The sequence below is a fragment of the Mycobacterium sp. genome (assembly GCF_052144515.1).
Taxonomy (GTDB): Bacteria; Actinomycetota; Actinomycetes; order Mycobacteriales; family Mycobacteriaceae; genus Mycobacterium.
Genome location: NZ_JBKQQD010000223.1, coordinates 13,906 through 29,863 on the forward strand (window position 1 = coordinate 13,906; position 15,958 = coordinate 29,863).

At 62.4% G+C, this 15,958-nt stretch carries 16 protein-coding genes; 10 read left to right on the forward strand and 6 right to left on the reverse strand.

Annotation, left to right across the window (positions count from 1 at the left end):
• Nucleotides 1-16: 16 nt before the first annotated feature.
• The 7 genes from ACLP9N_RS15695 (at nt 17) to ACLP9N_RS15725 (ending at nt 7,791) form a co-directional block, all read left to right on the forward strand.
• On the forward strand, nt 17-1,045 hold the full coding sequence (locus ACLP9N_RS15695; protein ID WP_442408285.1) for an MCE family protein: 1,029 nt from the start codon (nt 17-19) through the stop codon (nt 1,043-1,045).
• Entirely contained in the window at nt 1,042-2,412 is a 1,371-nt protein-coding gene (locus ACLP9N_RS15700) for an MCE family protein (RefSeq protein ID WP_442408286.1), read from the forward strand. Before ACLP9N_RS15695 ends, ACLP9N_RS15700 begins: the two co-directional genes overlap by 4 nt.
• Nucleotides 2,409-3,725, forward strand: coding sequence for an MCE family protein (locus tag ACLP9N_RS15705; protein WP_442408287.1), 1,317 nt, complete (start codon nt 2,409-2,411; stop codon nt 3,723-3,725). Before ACLP9N_RS15700 ends, ACLP9N_RS15705 begins: the two co-directional genes overlap by 4 nt.
• Nucleotides 3,722-4,882 (forward strand): MCE family protein, encoded by a 1,161-nt coding sequence (locus ACLP9N_RS15710; RefSeq protein ID WP_442408288.1) that lies wholly within the window; start codon nt 3,722-3,724, stop codon nt 4,880-4,882. Before ACLP9N_RS15705 ends, ACLP9N_RS15710 begins: the two co-directional genes overlap by 4 nt.
• 1 nt (nt 4,883) lies before the next feature.
• The gene (locus ACLP9N_RS15715; protein ID WP_442408299.1) at nt 4,884-6,356 is read left to right on the forward strand and encodes an MCE family protein; all 1,473 of its coding nucleotides are present in this window, start codon (nt 4,884-4,886) and stop codon (nt 6,354-6,356) included.
• Nucleotides 6,320-6,979 carry an Mce protein gene (locus ACLP9N_RS15720; RefSeq protein ID WP_442408289.1) on the forward strand — a complete coding sequence of 220 codons (660 nt, stop codon included), beginning with the start codon at nt 6,320-6,322 and terminating at the stop codon, nt 6,977-6,979. The genes ACLP9N_RS15715 and ACLP9N_RS15720 overlap by 37 nt, the downstream gene beginning before the upstream one ends.
• A gap of 62 nt (nt 6,980-7,041) precedes the next feature.
• Complete coding sequence (locus tag ACLP9N_RS15725) at nt 7,042-7,791, forward strand: hypothetical protein (protein WP_442408290.1); 750 nt, start codon at nt 7,042-7,044, stop codon at nt 7,789-7,791.
• Between the two features lie 568 nt (nt 7,792-8,359).
• Here the strand turns inward: ACLP9N_RS15725 and ACLP9N_RS15730 are convergent.
• Nucleotides 8,360-8,779: a MarR family winged helix-turn-helix transcriptional regulator gene (locus ACLP9N_RS15730; RefSeq protein ID WP_442408300.1), complete on the reverse strand. Its 420-nt coding sequence runs from the start codon at nt 8,777-8,779 to the stop codon at nt 8,360-8,362.
• Nucleotides 8,780-9,045: 266 nt separating this feature from the next.
• Between ACLP9N_RS15730 and ACLP9N_RS15735 the strand changes: the two genes are divergently transcribed.
• Nucleotides 9,046-9,396, forward strand: coding sequence for a DUF732 domain-containing protein (locus ACLP9N_RS15735; protein WP_442408291.1), 351 nt, complete (start codon nt 9,046-9,048; stop codon nt 9,394-9,396).
• A 148-nt stretch (nt 9,397-9,544) separates the two neighbouring features.
• Here the strand turns inward: ACLP9N_RS15735 and ACLP9N_RS15740 are convergent, their stop codons facing one another.
• Complete coding sequence (locus ACLP9N_RS15740; protein ID WP_442408292.1) at nt 9,545-10,675, reverse strand: ABC transporter substrate-binding protein; 1,131 nt, start codon at nt 10,673-10,675, stop codon at nt 9,545-9,547.
• Nucleotides 10,676-10,937: 262 nt separating this feature from the next.
• The gene (locus ACLP9N_RS15745; RefSeq protein WP_442408293.1) at nt 10,938-11,498 is read right to left on the reverse strand and encodes a TetR/AcrR family transcriptional regulator; all 561 of its coding nucleotides are present in this window, start codon (nt 11,496-11,498) and stop codon (nt 10,938-10,940) included.
• A gap of 338 nt (nt 11,499-11,836) precedes the next feature.
• Between ACLP9N_RS15745 and ACLP9N_RS15750 the strand changes: the two genes are divergently transcribed.
• Together ACLP9N_RS15750 and ACLP9N_RS15755 are read left to right on the forward strand one after the other, a co-directional pair.
• Nucleotides 11,837-12,784, forward strand: coding sequence for an aldo/keto reductase (locus ACLP9N_RS15750; RefSeq protein ID WP_442408301.1), 948 nt, complete (start codon nt 11,837-11,839; stop codon nt 12,782-12,784).
• A 53-nt stretch (nt 12,785-12,837) separates the two neighbouring features.
• Nucleotides 12,838-13,731: an SDR family oxidoreductase gene (locus tag ACLP9N_RS15755; RefSeq protein WP_442408294.1), complete on the forward strand. Its 894-nt coding sequence runs from the start codon at nt 12,838-12,840 to the stop codon at nt 13,729-13,731.
• 7 nt (nt 13,732-13,738) lie between these two features.
• On the opposite strand, the gene ACLP9N_RS15760 is transcribed toward ACLP9N_RS15755, so the two are convergent.
• From ACLP9N_RS15760 to ACLP9N_RS15770, 3 genes are read right to left on the reverse strand one after another with little or no spacing between them, the layout of a single operon-like run.
• Nucleotides 13,739-14,725, reverse strand: a complete 987-nt coding sequence (locus tag ACLP9N_RS15760) for an NAD-dependent epimerase/dehydratase family protein (protein WP_442408295.1) — start codon at nt 14,723-14,725, stop codon at nt 13,739-13,741.
• A gap of 15 nt (nt 14,726-14,740) precedes the next feature.
• Complete coding sequence (locus ACLP9N_RS15765; protein WP_442408296.1) at nt 14,741-15,361, reverse strand: hypothetical protein; 621 nt, start codon at nt 15,359-15,361, stop codon at nt 14,741-14,743.
• Nucleotides 15,274-15,801: a dihydrodipicolinate reductase gene (locus tag ACLP9N_RS15770; protein ID WP_442408297.1), complete on the reverse strand. Its 528-nt coding sequence runs from the start codon at nt 15,799-15,801 to the stop codon at nt 15,274-15,276. Before ACLP9N_RS15770 ends, ACLP9N_RS15765 begins: the two co-directional genes overlap by 88 nt.
• Nucleotides 15,802-15,958: the final 157 nt, after the last annotated feature.

The window sequence follows — 15,958 nt, forward strand, 5'->3', positions numbered from 1 at the left end:
ATAGAGGAAGACAGATATGCGAGAGAATTTGGTAGGTGCCGTGTGGCGCCTCGCCATCTACTTAGTCGTGTGCTTGATGGCCGCCTTTGTGCTGGTCGCCGTGTTCGGGCAGTTCCGCTTCGAGGCAGAGAAGACCTTCAAGGCTCAGTTCGCCAACGTGTCAGGGCTGGAGAACGGGAACTTTGTCCGCGTGGCCGGTGTCGACGTCGGCAAGGTCAAAAGCGTTGCCCTTCAGCCCGACTCCACGTTGGTGGTCGAGTTCTCCGCGGCCGATTCTGTGGTGCTCACCGAGGGCACCAGAGCGGCTATTCGCTACGGCGACCTCATCGGCGGCCGGTATCTGGCACTCGAGGAAGGCGCCGGGGGAATCAGAAGGCTGAGTCCCGGCGGGATCATCCCGTTGAGCCGAACGGAGCCGGCGCTGGACCTAGACGCTTTGATCGGTGGCTTCCGGCCGCTATTTCGCGCGCTGGACCCAGACCAGGTCAACAAGCTGTCGGGCCAGCTGATCACCGCCTTCCAGGGGCAAGGCGGCACAATCGGCTCATTTCTCACTCAGGCCGCAGCCCTGACCAACACGCTGGCCGATCGGGATCAGCTGATTGGCCAAGTCATCACCAACTTGAATAGCGTCCTCGGTTCGCTCGGCGGCCAAAGCAACCAGTTCGCCAAGGCCGTCGATTCGCTTGCCGAACTCGTAGACGGACTCAACGCCCGTAAGCAGGACATCAGCAACGGAGTGGCATACGCCAACGCAGCCGCCGGATCGATCGCTGATCTGCTGGCGCAGGCCCGCCCGCCGCTGAAGAAGGTCGTGCAAGAAACCGATCGCGCCGCCAAGACGGTGCTTGCCGATCGCGATTATTTTGACAACTACCTCAACACCTGGCCCGATGCGACGCAGATACTCGATAGGCAGGGCATGTACGGAGACTTCTTCAGCTTCTATCTTTGCGACGCCATCCTCAAGCTCAACGGCAAGGGCGGCCAGCCGGTGTACGTCAAGGTTGCCAGCCAGGCCACCGGCAGGTGCACGCCGCGATGAAAGACTTCTCCGAACGTAACCCGTTCCGCATCGGCATCATTGGTATCGGCATCGTTCTCGCTCTTATGTTGCTATCCCTGAACTACGACAAGCTGTCTTTTTTCAACAAGGACAAGACCTACTCCGCATACTTCGCCGAGGCGGGTGGCCTGGCGGCTGGCGCCCATGTTCAGGTATCGGGATACCGGGTCGGGCAGGTCTCCAGCGTCGAGCTGGATGGACCGCGGGTGCTGGTCAACTTCCACGTTGCCTCGGGTGTCCACCTCGGCGACCGCACCGAGGCGGCAATCAAGTTAAGGACCCTGCTGGGTACCAAATTACTGGAGGTGACCCCGCGCGGAGACGGTCAACTGACCGGGCCGATACCGCTGGACCGGACCACGTCGGCATATCAGCTGCCCGACGCGCTGGGTGACCTCACGAGCACGATCAGCGGGCTGAACACCAATCAGCTTTCCGACTCGCTCGCCGTACTGGCCAACACGTTCTCCAGCACCCCGCCCGACCTGAAAGCCGCGGTACAGGGGGTGGCGCGGTTCTCTCGGACACTGGACGAACGCGACGCGGAGCTGCGAAACCTGTTGAGCAACGCCAGCAAAGCAACGAAGGTGCTGGCCGAACGCAGCGACGAAGTGGTGGGCCTCGTCGCCAACACCAACGCGCTGCTTGTCCAACTGAAAACTCAGAGCAACGCGCTAGACCAGATCTCCCACAACCTCGCCGCCGTAGCCCAACAGATAAAGGGCTTCATCGCCGAGAACCGCGACACGCTCAAGCCGGCGCTGGACGAGCTCAACGGGGTGTTGACGATCGTGGACAACCGCAAAGAACGTGTACAAAAGGCGCTGGTCGGGCTGAACAAATACGCGTTGGGACTCGGTGAATCTGTGTCATCGGGGCCGTTCTTCAAGGCTTACGTCGGCAACTTGCTGCCGGGGCAGTTCGTGCAGCCGTTCATCGACGCGGCCTTCTCCGACCTCGGCTTGGACCCGAACGTGCTGCTGCCCACGCAGCGCAACGACCCACAGGTCGGCCAGCCGGGCACCCCGCCTCTGCCGATACCGTTCCCACGCACCGGCCAGGGCGGTCCACCGAGGATGACGTTGCCCGATGCCATCACCGGCAACCCGGGCGACCATCCGTGCGTGTTGCCCGGCCCGGGCTGCTATCCCTACCGGGAACCGGCGCCCGCGCCCCCGCCCGGTGGGCCGCCGCCGGGGCCGCCCGCTCCCGCGGCTCCCGGGCAGGCCACAAGGCAGCCGTCGGGCCAGGTCGAGCAGCCCGCACCCGGGCAGATCCCGTCGACCCAGTCGCCGGTGCTCGGTGGTCCGAGGCCAATGGGTCCGGCTCAAGGAGGCGGACAGTGAACCGCCGGTACGCCACGATCGGCGCCGCCGTCGCGCTGCTCGTGGCGCTTGTGGGAGGCCTCATCACCGTCGTCTGGTCAGGGGATGGGATGGGCCGCACGCATGTCACCGGATACTTCGCCAATAGCACCGGCCTCTACAACGGCGACGACGTCGTGATTCTCGGCGTGCCGGTCGGCAAGGTCGAGAAGCTCGAACCACAACCCGACCGCGTCAAGATCACCTTCTGGTACAAGAACAAGTACAAGGTGCCCGGCGACGTCAAAGCGGCGATCCTGTCGCCGTCACTGGTGACTCCCCGATCGATCCAATTGACGCCCGCCTACACGGGTGGTCCGGCGCTGGCCGATGGCGCGGTAATTTCCCAGGAACGCACCGCAGTCCCAGTCGAGTATGACGACTTCCGGCAGCAACTCGAGAAGCTAACGCAGTTACTGCAGCCCACCAAAACGGGCGGGATCAGTACGTTGGGTGAGTTCGTCAATATGGCAGCGGACAATGTGCGCGGCCAGGGCCCAGACATCCGCGCCACCATCATCAACCTGTCACAGGCGATTTCCGCGCTCGGTGACCACAGCAACGACTTGTTCGGTACCTTCAAAAACCTGTCGACCCTCGTCTCCGCGCTGCGTGACAGCAGCAGTTTGCTGGGACAACTGAATCAGAACCTCGCCGCGGTGACGAACGTGTTGACCAACGACCCCGGCGAGGTCGGTAACGCGGTGGAAAAGCTGGACGCGGTGGCCGCCGACGTCACAAACTTCGTGTCCGACAACAAGGAGACGCTGGGCACCACTTCGGACAAGCTCGCGTCGGTGTCACAGGCGCTGAACGAGAGCCTCGACGACGTCAAGCAACTGCTGCATGTCGCTCCGACATCTTTCCAAAACTTCCTGAACATCTACCAACCGGCACAAGGGACCCTGACCGGCGCTATGGCAATCAACAACTTCGCCAACCCGATCCAGTTCCTATGCGGGGCAATACAAGCCGCTTCGCGTCGAGGCGCCGCAGAATCAGCCAAGCTGTGCGCACAGTATCTGGCGCCGATCATCAAAAACCGCCAGTACAACTACCTGCCGTTGGGAGAAAACCTGTTCGTCGGAGCCACGGCGCGACCCAACGAAATCACCTACAGCGAAGACTGGCTGCGACCCGACTACGTTCCCCCACCACCCCCGTCGGCCCCGCCGCCCCCGTCCGCCCCGCCAAACCCGCTGGCAGCAGAGGCGCCAGCGGCCGCGCAAGCCGCCCCAACCAATCCAGCCGATGGGCTGCGCGGAATGATGGTGGCGCCTGGAGGTGGACGATGAGTCCATCGCCCGGTTGGCGACGCGCAGTCAGGAGATTCGTGGCGGCGGTGGCAGTCGCCGCGCTAGCCGGCTGCGATTTCCATGGCGCAAATTCGTTTAAGTTACCGGGAACCCAGGGTGGCGGCCCGGGTTCCTACACCGTCGAAGCGCAGATGCCCGACGTCCAGAACCTGGAGCGGAATTCCCGCGTCAGGGTCAACGACGTCACCGTCGGCACCGTCACCGACATCGCCGTGCAGGGATGGCACGCACTGGTCACCATGGCGATCAACGGCGACGTAGACCTGCCGGCCAACGTGACGGCCACGCTCGGTCAAACCAGCCTGCTGGGCTCGGTGCATGTCGAACTGTCGCCGCCGACCGAAGTGCCGTCAGAAGGCAAGCTGAAGAATGGCTCGCAGATCCAGTTGGCGTCCAGTGGTGCCTATCCGTCGACCGAACATACGTTGGCCGCGCTATCGCTGCTACTCAACGGTGGTGGTGTGGGCCAGATCCAGGACATCACCAAGGCGTTGAGCACCGGCTTCACCGGTCGTGAGCAGGACTTGAGAAGCCTTCTCGGACAGCTCGATAAATTCGTCAGCTACGTCAACGACCAAAAATCCGACATCATCGCCGCAACGGACAGCCTCAACAATCTGGTCGGTCAGTTCGCCGACCAGAAGCCGGTGATCGACAAGGCCCTCAAGACGATCCCTGGCGCGTTGACAGTGCTGAAAGACGAGCGAAACAACCTCGCCGACGCGTTGGGGGATGTGAGTAAATTCGGCGCGCTTGCGGCCGACTCGGTGAACCGCACCAAGGCAAGCCTGGTCAATGAGCTGAAGGACCTCGGCCCCGTACTGCAGTCACTGGCCGACGCCGGCCCGGCTCTGACCCGCTCGCTGGGTTTCTTCGGAACCTTCCCATTCCCCACGGGCACGCTCAGCAAATGGCTTCGAGGCGACTACGCGAACTTGACCGCGGTGATCGACTTGACGCTGAGCCGGCTAGATGCGTCGTTGTTCACCGGCACCCGGTTCGAGTGCAATCTGACCGAGCTGGAACTGCAGTGGGGCCGCACCATCGGCCAGATGCCCAGCCCGTGCACGGCCGGCAGCCAGTACAACCCTGGTAACCCGCTGGTTGTGCCTTACCACTGGAATCAGGGGCCGTGACATCGTGTTGACCAAACGAACGAAAATCCAGTTGATGATTTTTGCGGCGGTCAGCCTGATCGCGGCCAGCATCATGGTTTTTGCCTACATGCAGGTGCCCACCGTGTTTTTCGGGGTCGACCGTTATTCGGTCACAGTCCAGCTGGCGCAGGCGGGCGGGCTGTACCCGGGCGGAAACGTCACCTACCGGGGAGTCGAGGTCGGTCGAGTGCAAGCGGTACGCCTGAACAGCACGGGCGCCGAGGCGGTGCTGCAGCTGGATTCGGACATCCACATTCCGGCCGACCTCAACGCTCAGGTGCACAGCGTGTCGGCAGTTGGGGAGCAATATCTCGAGCTGCTGCCACGCACCGCCCGGGGGCCATCGCTGAAGAACGGCGACGTGATCCCGGTCGACCGCAGCTATATCCCGCCGGATATCAATTCGCTGTTGGAGGCGACCAATCGAGGCCTGACAGCGATCCCGCGCACGAACCTCAAAACGTTGGTCGACGACTCATACGTAGCCTTCGGCGGGCTTGGTCCTGAGCTTTCGCGGCTGGTGAAAGGGACAACCAATCTTGCGATCGACGCCCACAAGAACCTGGACTCGCTCCTCACGTTGATCGACGAATCCAAGCCGGTGCTCGACAGCCAGACCCGATCCTCGGATGCGATTCAGGCGTGGGCCGCCCACCTGGCGACCATCACATCGCAGCTGCGCGACAACGACTCCGCTGTCGCGGGGCTGCTGCACACTGGCGGGCCGGCGGCCGACGAGGCCCGGCAATTGTTCGACCGGCTGAACCCGACGTTGCCGATAGTGCTGGCCAATTTGGTCAGTGTTGGGCAGGTGGGTGTCAACTACCGGGACAATCTGGAATCCTTGCTCGTCGAGCTGCCCCAGGGTGCGGCCGATATTCAAGCTGTGGGTGTCGCCAACCACAACACCAAGCAGGATTACCTCGGTGCGTTCCTGAGCTTCAACCTGAACCTCAACTGGCCACCGGCGTGCACTACCGGATTCCTGCCGGCCCAGCAGCAGCGGGGCACCGCCGCGGAGGACTATCCTGAGACTCCCAAGGGGGACTTTTACTGCCGGGTGCCGCAGGACTCGATGCTCAATGTGCGTGGCGCGCACAACTATCCGTGCGAAACCCGCCCCGGCAAACGCGCCCCGACGGTCAAGTTGTGTGAGAGCGACCAAGCATACGTTCCGCTGAACGACGGCTGGAACTGGAAAGGCGATCCGAACGCGACCTATACCGGGCAGGGCGTCCCGCACTATAGGCCGGGCGAGGAGCCGCCCGGGCAAGTGCCGCCTCCGGCCCCGCTGGGTCCACCACCACCGCCGCTAGCGGCCCTCCAGTACGATCCGGCGACCGGCATGTACCACGGACCCGACGGGCGTATGTACACACCCGCCGACCTCGCCCGAGGTGCCACAAAGGAGCAAACATGGCAGAACATGCTGATGCCGAGCGCCACGAAGTGAGCGAAGCAAACAACCTGCAAACATCTCCTGCGGCCACCGAGTTGCTGGACGTCCAAGCTGATGACGCTGAAGATTACGACGCAGCTACTGATGACGACGTCGACGACGCGTCCCGCGACGCTGCGTCGGGCAGGAAGCCGATTTCGCCGGTGCGGCTGGCGACGGCGTGCGGGTTGGTCATGGTGGTCGGCTTGGCGGCTCTCGGAGGGTGGTTCGAGTTTCGCGCGCATCAAGCAATTCGAGCCGAACAGCAGCGCCAATTGTTGCTTCAAGTCGGGCGCCAAGGCGCGCTGAACCTGACGACGATTGACTGGCAACACGCTGATGCCGATGTACAGCGCGTCCTGGACTCCGCGACGGGGGCTTTCCACGACGACTTCTCCACGCGATCGAAACCTTTCGTGGAACTGGTGAAGAAGGTGCAGTCGAAGTCGGTGGGAACGGTCACCGAAGCGGGTCTGGAGTCACAGTCGGGCGATGAAGCCCAAGTGCTGGTGGCAATATCCGTTGACACCACGAGTCTTGCTGCTCCCGAACAAGATGTGCGGCATTGGCGCATGCGAATCGCGGTCCAAAAGACCGGCACCGACGCGAAAATCTCCGACGTTGTGTTCGTGTCTTGATGAATCCGCAAAAGGCCAAGCGTCGAGGACTGAGTCGACGAAGCAGCAAAGGAACCATCGCCGTGAGGGTTGAAGCCGTTTCCGCCAGCGAGCTGGACGAAGCTAGCCTCGTCGAGGAGACGGGCGATCAGGCCGAGCCCGGAATAGGCGGACCCCAGGACCAGGGCGATGCCCGTAGCGCTTCGGAGAGCAGCGGCGCTCGCGCATCGCAGGAGACGTCTGGCCGCCACACCGAAAGCGAAGACCCTGCGCCAGCAGAGGAGACGGCTGGCGGCGAGGTCGAAACCGAAGACGCCAGCGCTAGCCAGTCCCCAGCCGCTAAGCGCCGCACCAACTGGTCGCGGACGGTGGTTTTCGGGGTGTTACCCGTCCTGGCGCTGCTGCTTGCGGCGGGTGTCGGGGTTGCGAAGTGGCAAGACACATCCACGCGGATGTCCGGACGTGCCAGCATGGAATCAGTGACGGCCGCCAGGGAGTCCACCGTTGCTCTGCTGTCGTATCAGCCCGACAGCGTCGAGAAAGATCTGGGCGCCGCCCGCGACCGGTTGACCGGAAAGTTCAAGGACTCCTACTCACAGCTGGTCCACGACGTGGTGATACCCGGCGCGAAGAAAGACCACATCGCGGCAGTAGCCACCGTCCCCGCTGCCGCTTCAGTGTCAGCGACTGCAAATCACGCGGTCGTCTTGGTGTTCGTGGACCAGACGGTGACCATCGGCAACGATGCACCCGCGCAGACTTCATCCACCGTCCGAGTGACCTTGGACAACGACCGGGGTCGCTGGTTGATCTCCTCGTTCGATCCCGTCTAGGAAAACCCGGTGGCTCAGGGGGATAGCTGCCGTGACTTCACAGAGTGGCTCTGGTTGGACCGAAATTCTGGCAAAGCGTATAAGGGGGCTGGAAGAGGCCAGCGCATCCCTGTGCTCTCAGGATATAGGTGGTGCCGGGCTGATAAGGGTAGCGAACCTCTGCTGGACTCTGACCGTTCTTCGACGCGCATTCTCCCTGCGAATCTCCGCCCGCTACGGACAGGCATACCACCGACAAGTTTGGCTGCGCTTCCATCGTGCAGGGCCCCGGTTGCAGAGTGGCCGACACGAGGCTGAGGCCGGACACTTGGACAACGTTCGGCGGCGTGAGTATGAAGGAGCAACTTCCCTTTTCGTCACCATCCGATGGTGACGCCTGCGATGTGCCAGCCAGGCAACCGGCGACGAGCGCCGTTACGCTGACAGCTCGCAACACCGCGAAATAGCGAATCATTTAGCGATTATATTGTTAGTCCTGCACAGGCTGGCCATTTTCGCTGGAAAGGCTGTAAACCGGTCGACACACCGGGTCGGTTGTGGCCGATCGCCCGCGTCAGCCTGAATACGCTTAGGGCCTAGGCACGCCTTGGCCGGCCAGCCGCCCTAGCGGGGGCATCGATTCATGGAGAGTTGCCTGCTCCGCTGCGCTGAGCGCGTTCAGCATCGTAACAAGTTGGCCGCGCCGAAGGGCCAGCGATTCGCAACATACCGAGTCGCCATGCGATGTGATCCTGACGAGAACCCCCCGCAGGTCTGCCGGGTCAGGTGACCGGGCGACGAACCCCAGTCTCTCTAACCGACGAATGGCCACTGTCGTCGTGGGGGTGCGGACACATTCGTGAGCGGCCAACGCAGTCATCCGCATGGGCCCGTACTCGCGCAACGTCATCAGAATCGACAGTTGCGCTAGCGTGAGATCGCCTGCGTGGACGCCCCCGGGCGTTCGACGGCCCAGCACCAAGAACACGTTGAACAACGCTTGGTGCAACCGCTGGGCGAGATCGTTGGCCGGGTGGCCTGGCGTCGGATCATCTGGCGAACTCTCGCACGCCGTAACAGCCCGCAGCGCGGTCTGGCTGCTGGTTTCATGTGATGGCACCGCTGGATCTTATCCGCTATATAGTTTAATGTCTTCATATGGCGATGACCGTGCGGAGGTCTCGACCGGGTACCGGTTGTCAACGGATCGGTGGAGGAAAAGCAGGCTCTTCGTTCGCGACGCCAGCTTCGAAGTGTCGCAAGGCGTTGGCCGCCTTGTTCTTGGTCGCCTTAGCGCAAATACCAGCACCCCTTGCGTATGCCGCCCCGGCGCCGGAGGTCGAGTATCTCTATGACGTTGCCGTACGGCGACATTACGACTTTCCGAATCAAGACGCCGTCGGCTATGGACACGGAATCTGCGACAAGGTCAGCCGGGGCGAAAGCTACGGCCAGGTCATGGGTGATGTGAAGACTGACGTCACCCCCCGCGACGAGTTCGCGGCTAATTACCTGGTCTCATACGCGGTCAACTTGCTGTGTCCTGACTTGATATGGCAACTGCGGCAGTCGGCGGCGGGTTACCGACTCCCGGACGGCGCGGGTGCACCCGATACCTATTACTGAAAGCGGCTGAGCGTCAACACTTTCAGGTGTGATCGGCCAACCGGGCACCACGCTGTGCTAGACAGTCTCCTAACGGTTCGATGCGCGGACCGGCTGAAATCGCGGGATTCAGTTGTGCTGGGCTGCAACGCAACTGCGCCCGATAGCCTTAAAGCTTGAGGGCGGTCGGAGGCTCGATGGTTCCTTTGAAAACCGTTGCGGTGCCCTCGGGATTGACCTGGCGGGCAACGAAACAGCCAGCGCCCATCCACCCTTGATGAACGTATGGGTTGAACCGCAACCAGGTCCCGGGCGCGCCACACGCGGCCGGCAGTCCCTTGACCCGCTCCAGCGCCTCCCGCACCCCCCAGCCGCTGATCGGCTCGGCACGGCGCAACGCGTCGACGGCTATTCGAGCGCTGTCGTATCCGTATAGCGGAAGGTAATAGTCCGGCCGGCGGCTGTACCGAGCTGCGAACCTGTCGAGGAAACGCTGCCCCACGGGGTTACGCTCGTCGTACTGGTCGAGCCCAATGAAGTTGCGCAACTGGTACATCCAATCTCGGCTGTAGTAGACCGCCGGAAAGTTCAGCACACCGTAGAACGGTCGGACATAGTCGACCTTCTCCATCGCATCGTTGATACCCCATAGCCCATAGCCGAAGCCCAGCGCGATGATCGCGTCCGCACCGCTGGCCTTAGCCTGTTCGAGGGCGTCGGTCTTGTCGCATTCGAGTTGCGGGACCCAGAACTGGCCACGAATGTCGATGTCGAACACCTCGGCGGCGTCGTGGAGGAACTTCAGGTACCCCTTGCCGATGAGACTGTTCTCGACCACAGCGAACACCGACCGGATGCCGTCGTGGTGCATGATGCTGGACGTGGTTAGCGTTTCGTCGGCGAAGCCGGCGTTGTTGAGCGCGAAACCCCAATGGCTTAACGCCTCGTCGCTTCCGGCCCACGACATGTATGGGATCTTGCGGTCGACCGGCGCCGCCTCGACATAGCGTCGGAGATCGGCGACGTTCTCCGAGATCAGCGGGCCGAGGACCAGCACGCAACCGGTCTCGACGAGCTCTTTGTAGGCGTCGATAACTGCCCGCACCGATCCTCGGGGCAAGCCCGAAATTTGTCGGACGACGAGTTCGATCGGGCGATCGATGAGGCCGCGTTCATGAGCGTCAGAGAAGGTGAGCTCGACTGCTCCGCGGTAGTCGTCCCAGATGCTGTACTGATCAAGGGGCGGCATCGGCATCCAATCCCAAAGAATGCCGACGTTGATCGCATTTGCTCCCGACATGTGAGGTGATCCTTCCGGCTTGCGGGGTCGATTTCGATGGACGTCCTGCCCGGCGCGGAATGGCATCGAAGGGTTTCGGCTGAGTCGCGGTTTGGATGCGCGAGGGCATCTGACCCCGTTATCGCTACTCCTTCCGACACCGTGGCGTGGCCTGTGCTCACGGTCACAGTATGTGTCTGTCGGCGGATCAGAAACCGCACGTGACACTTCATACCCTCGCTATGGGATCGCTCCTCCTTCGAGGTGCAGCAGTCGGCATGGTTTATCGGGTCGTGCTCGGCGTAGAGAGGAAGCGGTCGATGAGAAGTTTCATCATGCTCGCCGCTTTGGCTGCGTCGATGTCGGGATCGCGCACCTGCAACGTCTTTGATGCGTCGATAAGACCGATCAGCACCGCCGCGGCCATCTCCGAATCAAGTTCGCGGTCGATTTCCCCGCGGGACTGGGCTTGGCGAACGGTGTCTGCCAGCAACCGCTTCATACCGCGAGTCTGGTTATGTAGCGCCCGAGCCATTGCCGGATTGCGCGGCGCCTCCGCGAGCATCTCGAACAGCAGGACAGCGCTGTGCTCACCAGCCCATTGCCGGATCCGGTTCATTTCCGACGGTAGGGCATTGAGGATGGAACCTTCGCCGCTGATAAGTGTTTCGAGCCGCCTGCTCGCCTCCGCGAGTTTCACTTCGGCCAAGGCCGAGATGATGGCTTCTTTGCTGGGAAAGTAGTGGTAGAGATGGCCGGGGCTGATTCCCGCCTCTGCGCATATTTGGGCGATCGTTGCGCCCCGAAGACCGCTGCGCGTAAAACAGCGTTCCGCTGCAGCCATGATCTCGCGGCGCTTCTGCTCGTGTTTGACGGGATCGACTGTTCTCATACGGGTGCGCAAGACCTTCTGCGGGTGGGGCTTCGGCGACGCTACCAGCAGGCGCTGGTTGGCGGGTGGTGAGCGCAGCCGAGGCTTTCAAGCAATTGAAAGTTTATTGATAGTGCCGCGTCAGCGCTTTATGCTAGAGCGATTAATCTAATAAAGCCGGGCCGCTGCCCTGGCCTGCCCGGGCGGCTGTGCTGGCCGGGGAAGTTGGCTTCCAACGAGAGCGGGTGGCTATCACGTCAGGCGCGGATTCGACCGACACCCGGGTCAGGCTCGGCAGCACCGGCCCATCAGTGTTTCCCATCGCGCTGGGGTGTATGGGCATGTCGGGCATGTACGGTGCGGCATCGGATGAGCAAGGTATCGCGACCATTCGATCGGCAATTGATCGTGGTGTGAATCTCATTGATACGGGCGACTTTTACGGCATGGGGCATAATGAAATGCTGGTCGGCCGAGCGATCGCCGATCGGCGTGATGAGGTGTGCATCTCGGTGAAGTTCGGTACTTTGCTCGGGCCGGATGGGATGTATACGGGTCTGGATGCCCGGCCTCAGGCCGTAAAAGCGTTCGCCGCCTACAGCCTGCGACGGCTCGGTACAGACATCATCGACATCTACCGGCCGGCGCGGCTGGATCCCGCCGTGCCCGTCGAGGACACGGTCGGCGCGATCGCCGAGCTCGTCAAGGCAGGATATGTCAAACACATTGGGCTGTCCGAAGTCGGGCCGGAGACCATCCGTCGCGCGCACGCAGTGCATCCCATTGTCGACGTGCAGATCGAGTACTCGCTCATAAGCCGCGGACCGGAGCAGAAAATTTTCCCTCTGCTGGCCGAGCTGGACATCGGCGCCACGCTCTACGGGGTGCTGTCGAAGGGGCTATTGACCGGACGCGGCGAACCGACGCAGCCACGCGATGTACGTGCGTTCTTTCCACGCTTCTCGCCGGAAAATGTCGCTCACAATACGTCGGCGATAGGCACTTTCGCGGCCTTGGCGAAGGACCGCGGACAGTCGTCGGCGCAACTCGCGATTGCGTGGGTTTTGGCCAAGCAACCAATGTTCGTACCACTCCTGGGTGCGCGCACCCCCGATCAGCTGAACGATCTGCTGGGCGCCCTGGAGCGGCCGCTGTCGCGTGCGGAGGCCGACGAGGTCGAGGGTGCCATCTCGCCCGACGCCATCGCGGGCGACCGCTATCAGCCCGAACAGATGGCCAACCTAGACAGTGAGATTTAGAACGCAGCAGCAGATCTCACACTCGAGATCGCAGAAGAAGGGCGCAGAAACCAATGATCCTAGTGACGGCGGCCAACGGCCATCAGGGCAAGCACTTGGTGCCCAAGCTTGTGGCGGCAGGGCTGCCCGTACGGGCCAGTGTGCGATCCCAATCATCGGCCGAGGAACTGCGCGCCCTGGGCGTCGCCGACGTTGTCGTCGGCGACATCAGCGATCGCATCGTGTTGGACGAGGCGATGGACGGCGTCGAGAAGGTCTATCACGTCTGCCCCACCGCACATCCCAGACAACGCGCCATCGGGTTCGCCACGGTCAACGCCGCGCGCGCGGCCGGTGTGCACCATTTCGTCTACAGCTCGGTGCTGCATTCGATCAGCACGGCCTTCCCCCAGCATGAGATGATGCGCGACGTCGAGGAGCATCTGCTCTCCTCAGACCTGGAATTCACGATTCTGCAGCCGGCCAACTACATGGCGCCCATCATGGTGAAATCGGCGTTCGAGGCCGGGGTGTATGCGTTTCCCTTCGCGTTCGAGCGCCGTCAATCCCTCGTGGATCTCGCTGATGTCACCGACGTCGCGCTCACGGTGCTCGCGAATAGTGAGGCGCACGTTGCGGCCACCTATGAGCTGGTCTCGCCCGGACGTTTCACCGCCTACGATCTGGCGGACATCATCAAGGAGGTCACCGGCCGGCCGATCACGCTTGAACGGGTCGACGCTCAAGCCATCATTTGGGGGTTCTTCGGTGATCCGGCCCAGTTTCCGCACGAGACTTACGTTTTCACGTCGATCTTCAAACGCCTGTCCTCCCATGATTTTCCCGGCAATCCCAACGTGTTGACCTGGCTACTCGGCCGGGAACCGACGACCTTCGAGGGGTTCGTCCGCCGCGAATATGAGGCATATCAGCAGACGCAGACAATCGAGGTCTCGCACTCGCGCTGAGCGAACTTCAGCGGACGGTGAAGAAGCGTGCCGCCTGCTCGATCGACTCGGAGGTGGGCCGCGGTTGCCATCCAAGCTCGCGAACCGCTTTCGTGTGGTCCATGGGCGACATGATGTCAAGCAGCCGCAGGCTGGTGGTGGATAAGAGGAGATCCCGGCCCATCAGGCGAGCTGCGACATCACCCACGCGCGCCATTGCGTTCATGACGGGCATTGGCAGACCCACGCGTGGGGGTCTAGCACCCGCCGCCCGGGCGGCCAGGGTGAGCACGTCCTGCATTTCCATGTAACTCTCGGAGACGATGTAGCGCTCGCCGACACGACCCCGTTCCGCGGCGAGGATGAGCGCCTCCGCGGCATCCTCGATACCGACAGACTCGGTGGCCAGGGTCTTCGGATATAGCGGCATCCTGCCCCTGGCCGCGGCGGCCACCAGGGATCCATGGGGAGTTGGCTGCCAGTCACCGGGACCGTAAGTGTTGGCGACACACATTGCGACGGCGGGCAATCGGCCCTCTCTGGCGCACTGCAACACCAGGTTTTCCGCCTCTACCCGAGATCGAATGTAGCCGCCACCGAGCTCAAACCAGTCGTTGGGATCGTCCTCGGTTGCCGGCCGGTCCCGCCGGATGCCAATGGTTCCAATGGTGCTGGTGAAGACGAACTTACGAAGATCGGCGCTTGCCGCAATGTCCAGCACTCGACGCAGGCCGAAAACGTTGGTGCGGATCAGCGGTGCAGGATCGCGCAGCCATGCGCGGGTGTCGACTACGCAGTAATACACGACATCGCATCCGTCGATGGCGGAGGCGACCGCCGCCTCGTCGAAGATGTCGCCGTAGAAGCGGTGAACCCGGAGATCGTCGATTCCCACGGTGGAACTTGTCGGCCGCAGCATTACGCGGACCGACTCACCACGGGCTATCAGCCGTCGGGTCACGTGGGAGCCGAGGAAGCCGCTCGCGCCGATGACGAGTTTGGGTGTTGCGGTCACATCGGTCTACTCAGATCAGAAGTCGACGAGGGCACGGCCGCCGTGATAGTTGTCGATGTCGGCGAGAGTGCGAACCCCGATCCTGGCCGCCACGACGGTCGCCACCGCGTTGAGAGCATGTGCTGCGGTCGCGTGGCAGCCGATCACCGAGTGTTCTTCGTCTGGCTTTCCGACGGTGATGTGGGCTGTCAGCGTGGGTTCGCCGATCAACTCGATTGTGTAGCCCTGGACGTTCGGCCAATCGGGTGCCAAGTCCGGATCCATTCGGGTGCAGTGCTCCACAGTGATCGCGCGCCGACCGTTGTAGTAGGCGTCGACACCCATGCGAATCGCTGCGATGGTTCCAGCAGCGAGATGGCCGGAGGCAACCGTCAGGTCGCGTTCGGTCGTCACGGTCGTGCGGAACGGCCGCACGTCGCCCAGTCCGAGACCAAGGCCGTCGGCGAGGATGTGAGCGGCCCCGACATAGAGACTGCGAACGATCTCCAGGTTGGTCATCAAAGGCGACGTGTCGTCGGGGGACGCGCCGAAACCCATCACGTCGAACATTAGATGGTGGCTCGCATAGTCGCTGTAGTAAAGCGATTCGGCGATGCGAATACGCTCGGTTCGGTGACACACGCGCGACAGCAGCACGGGCAAACCGACTCGGCCATGAAGCCCGGAAACAGGCCCAACCCCAGAAAACTGGAATTCCCTGCTGCGCAAGCATTCTCGAAGGCGCGACCGAGTTCAGGGTCGACGACGTGGGGGTTCTGGAAGGGCGTCGGTGTGGCGATCACGTTCTTGCCCGAGGCCAGCAATTCGACGATATCTGCGGCGCATTGTTGGGTGTCCGACTCGGCTGCGCCCATGTAGAGCACGACGTCGGCCTGGGTCGCGATTATCTCGTCGCGGTCGGTGGTGGTCAGTACGCCGACGGGGACGGTTCCGCAAAGCGTGCCCGCGTCTTGCTTGGCCTTCGCGTCGCTGTAGACCTTGACCGCTACCAATTCAAGGTCGGGACGCTGAGCGATCTGACGCACCGATGATGAGCCGGTGACACCCGTTCCCCATTGGATAACTTTGTACCGCAACGACTTCTCCTCGGAGCTTGGCGACGCCACACGAATCAAGCGGTCACTGATTGGCTTGTTGCTGGACGAAGAACTCGGCCAGTGGTTCGCTCATATCCGCCTGCGCCCCTATTCCATACGTCGAGCCGACCAACCCCACTTTTGCCCTCGAGGGAGA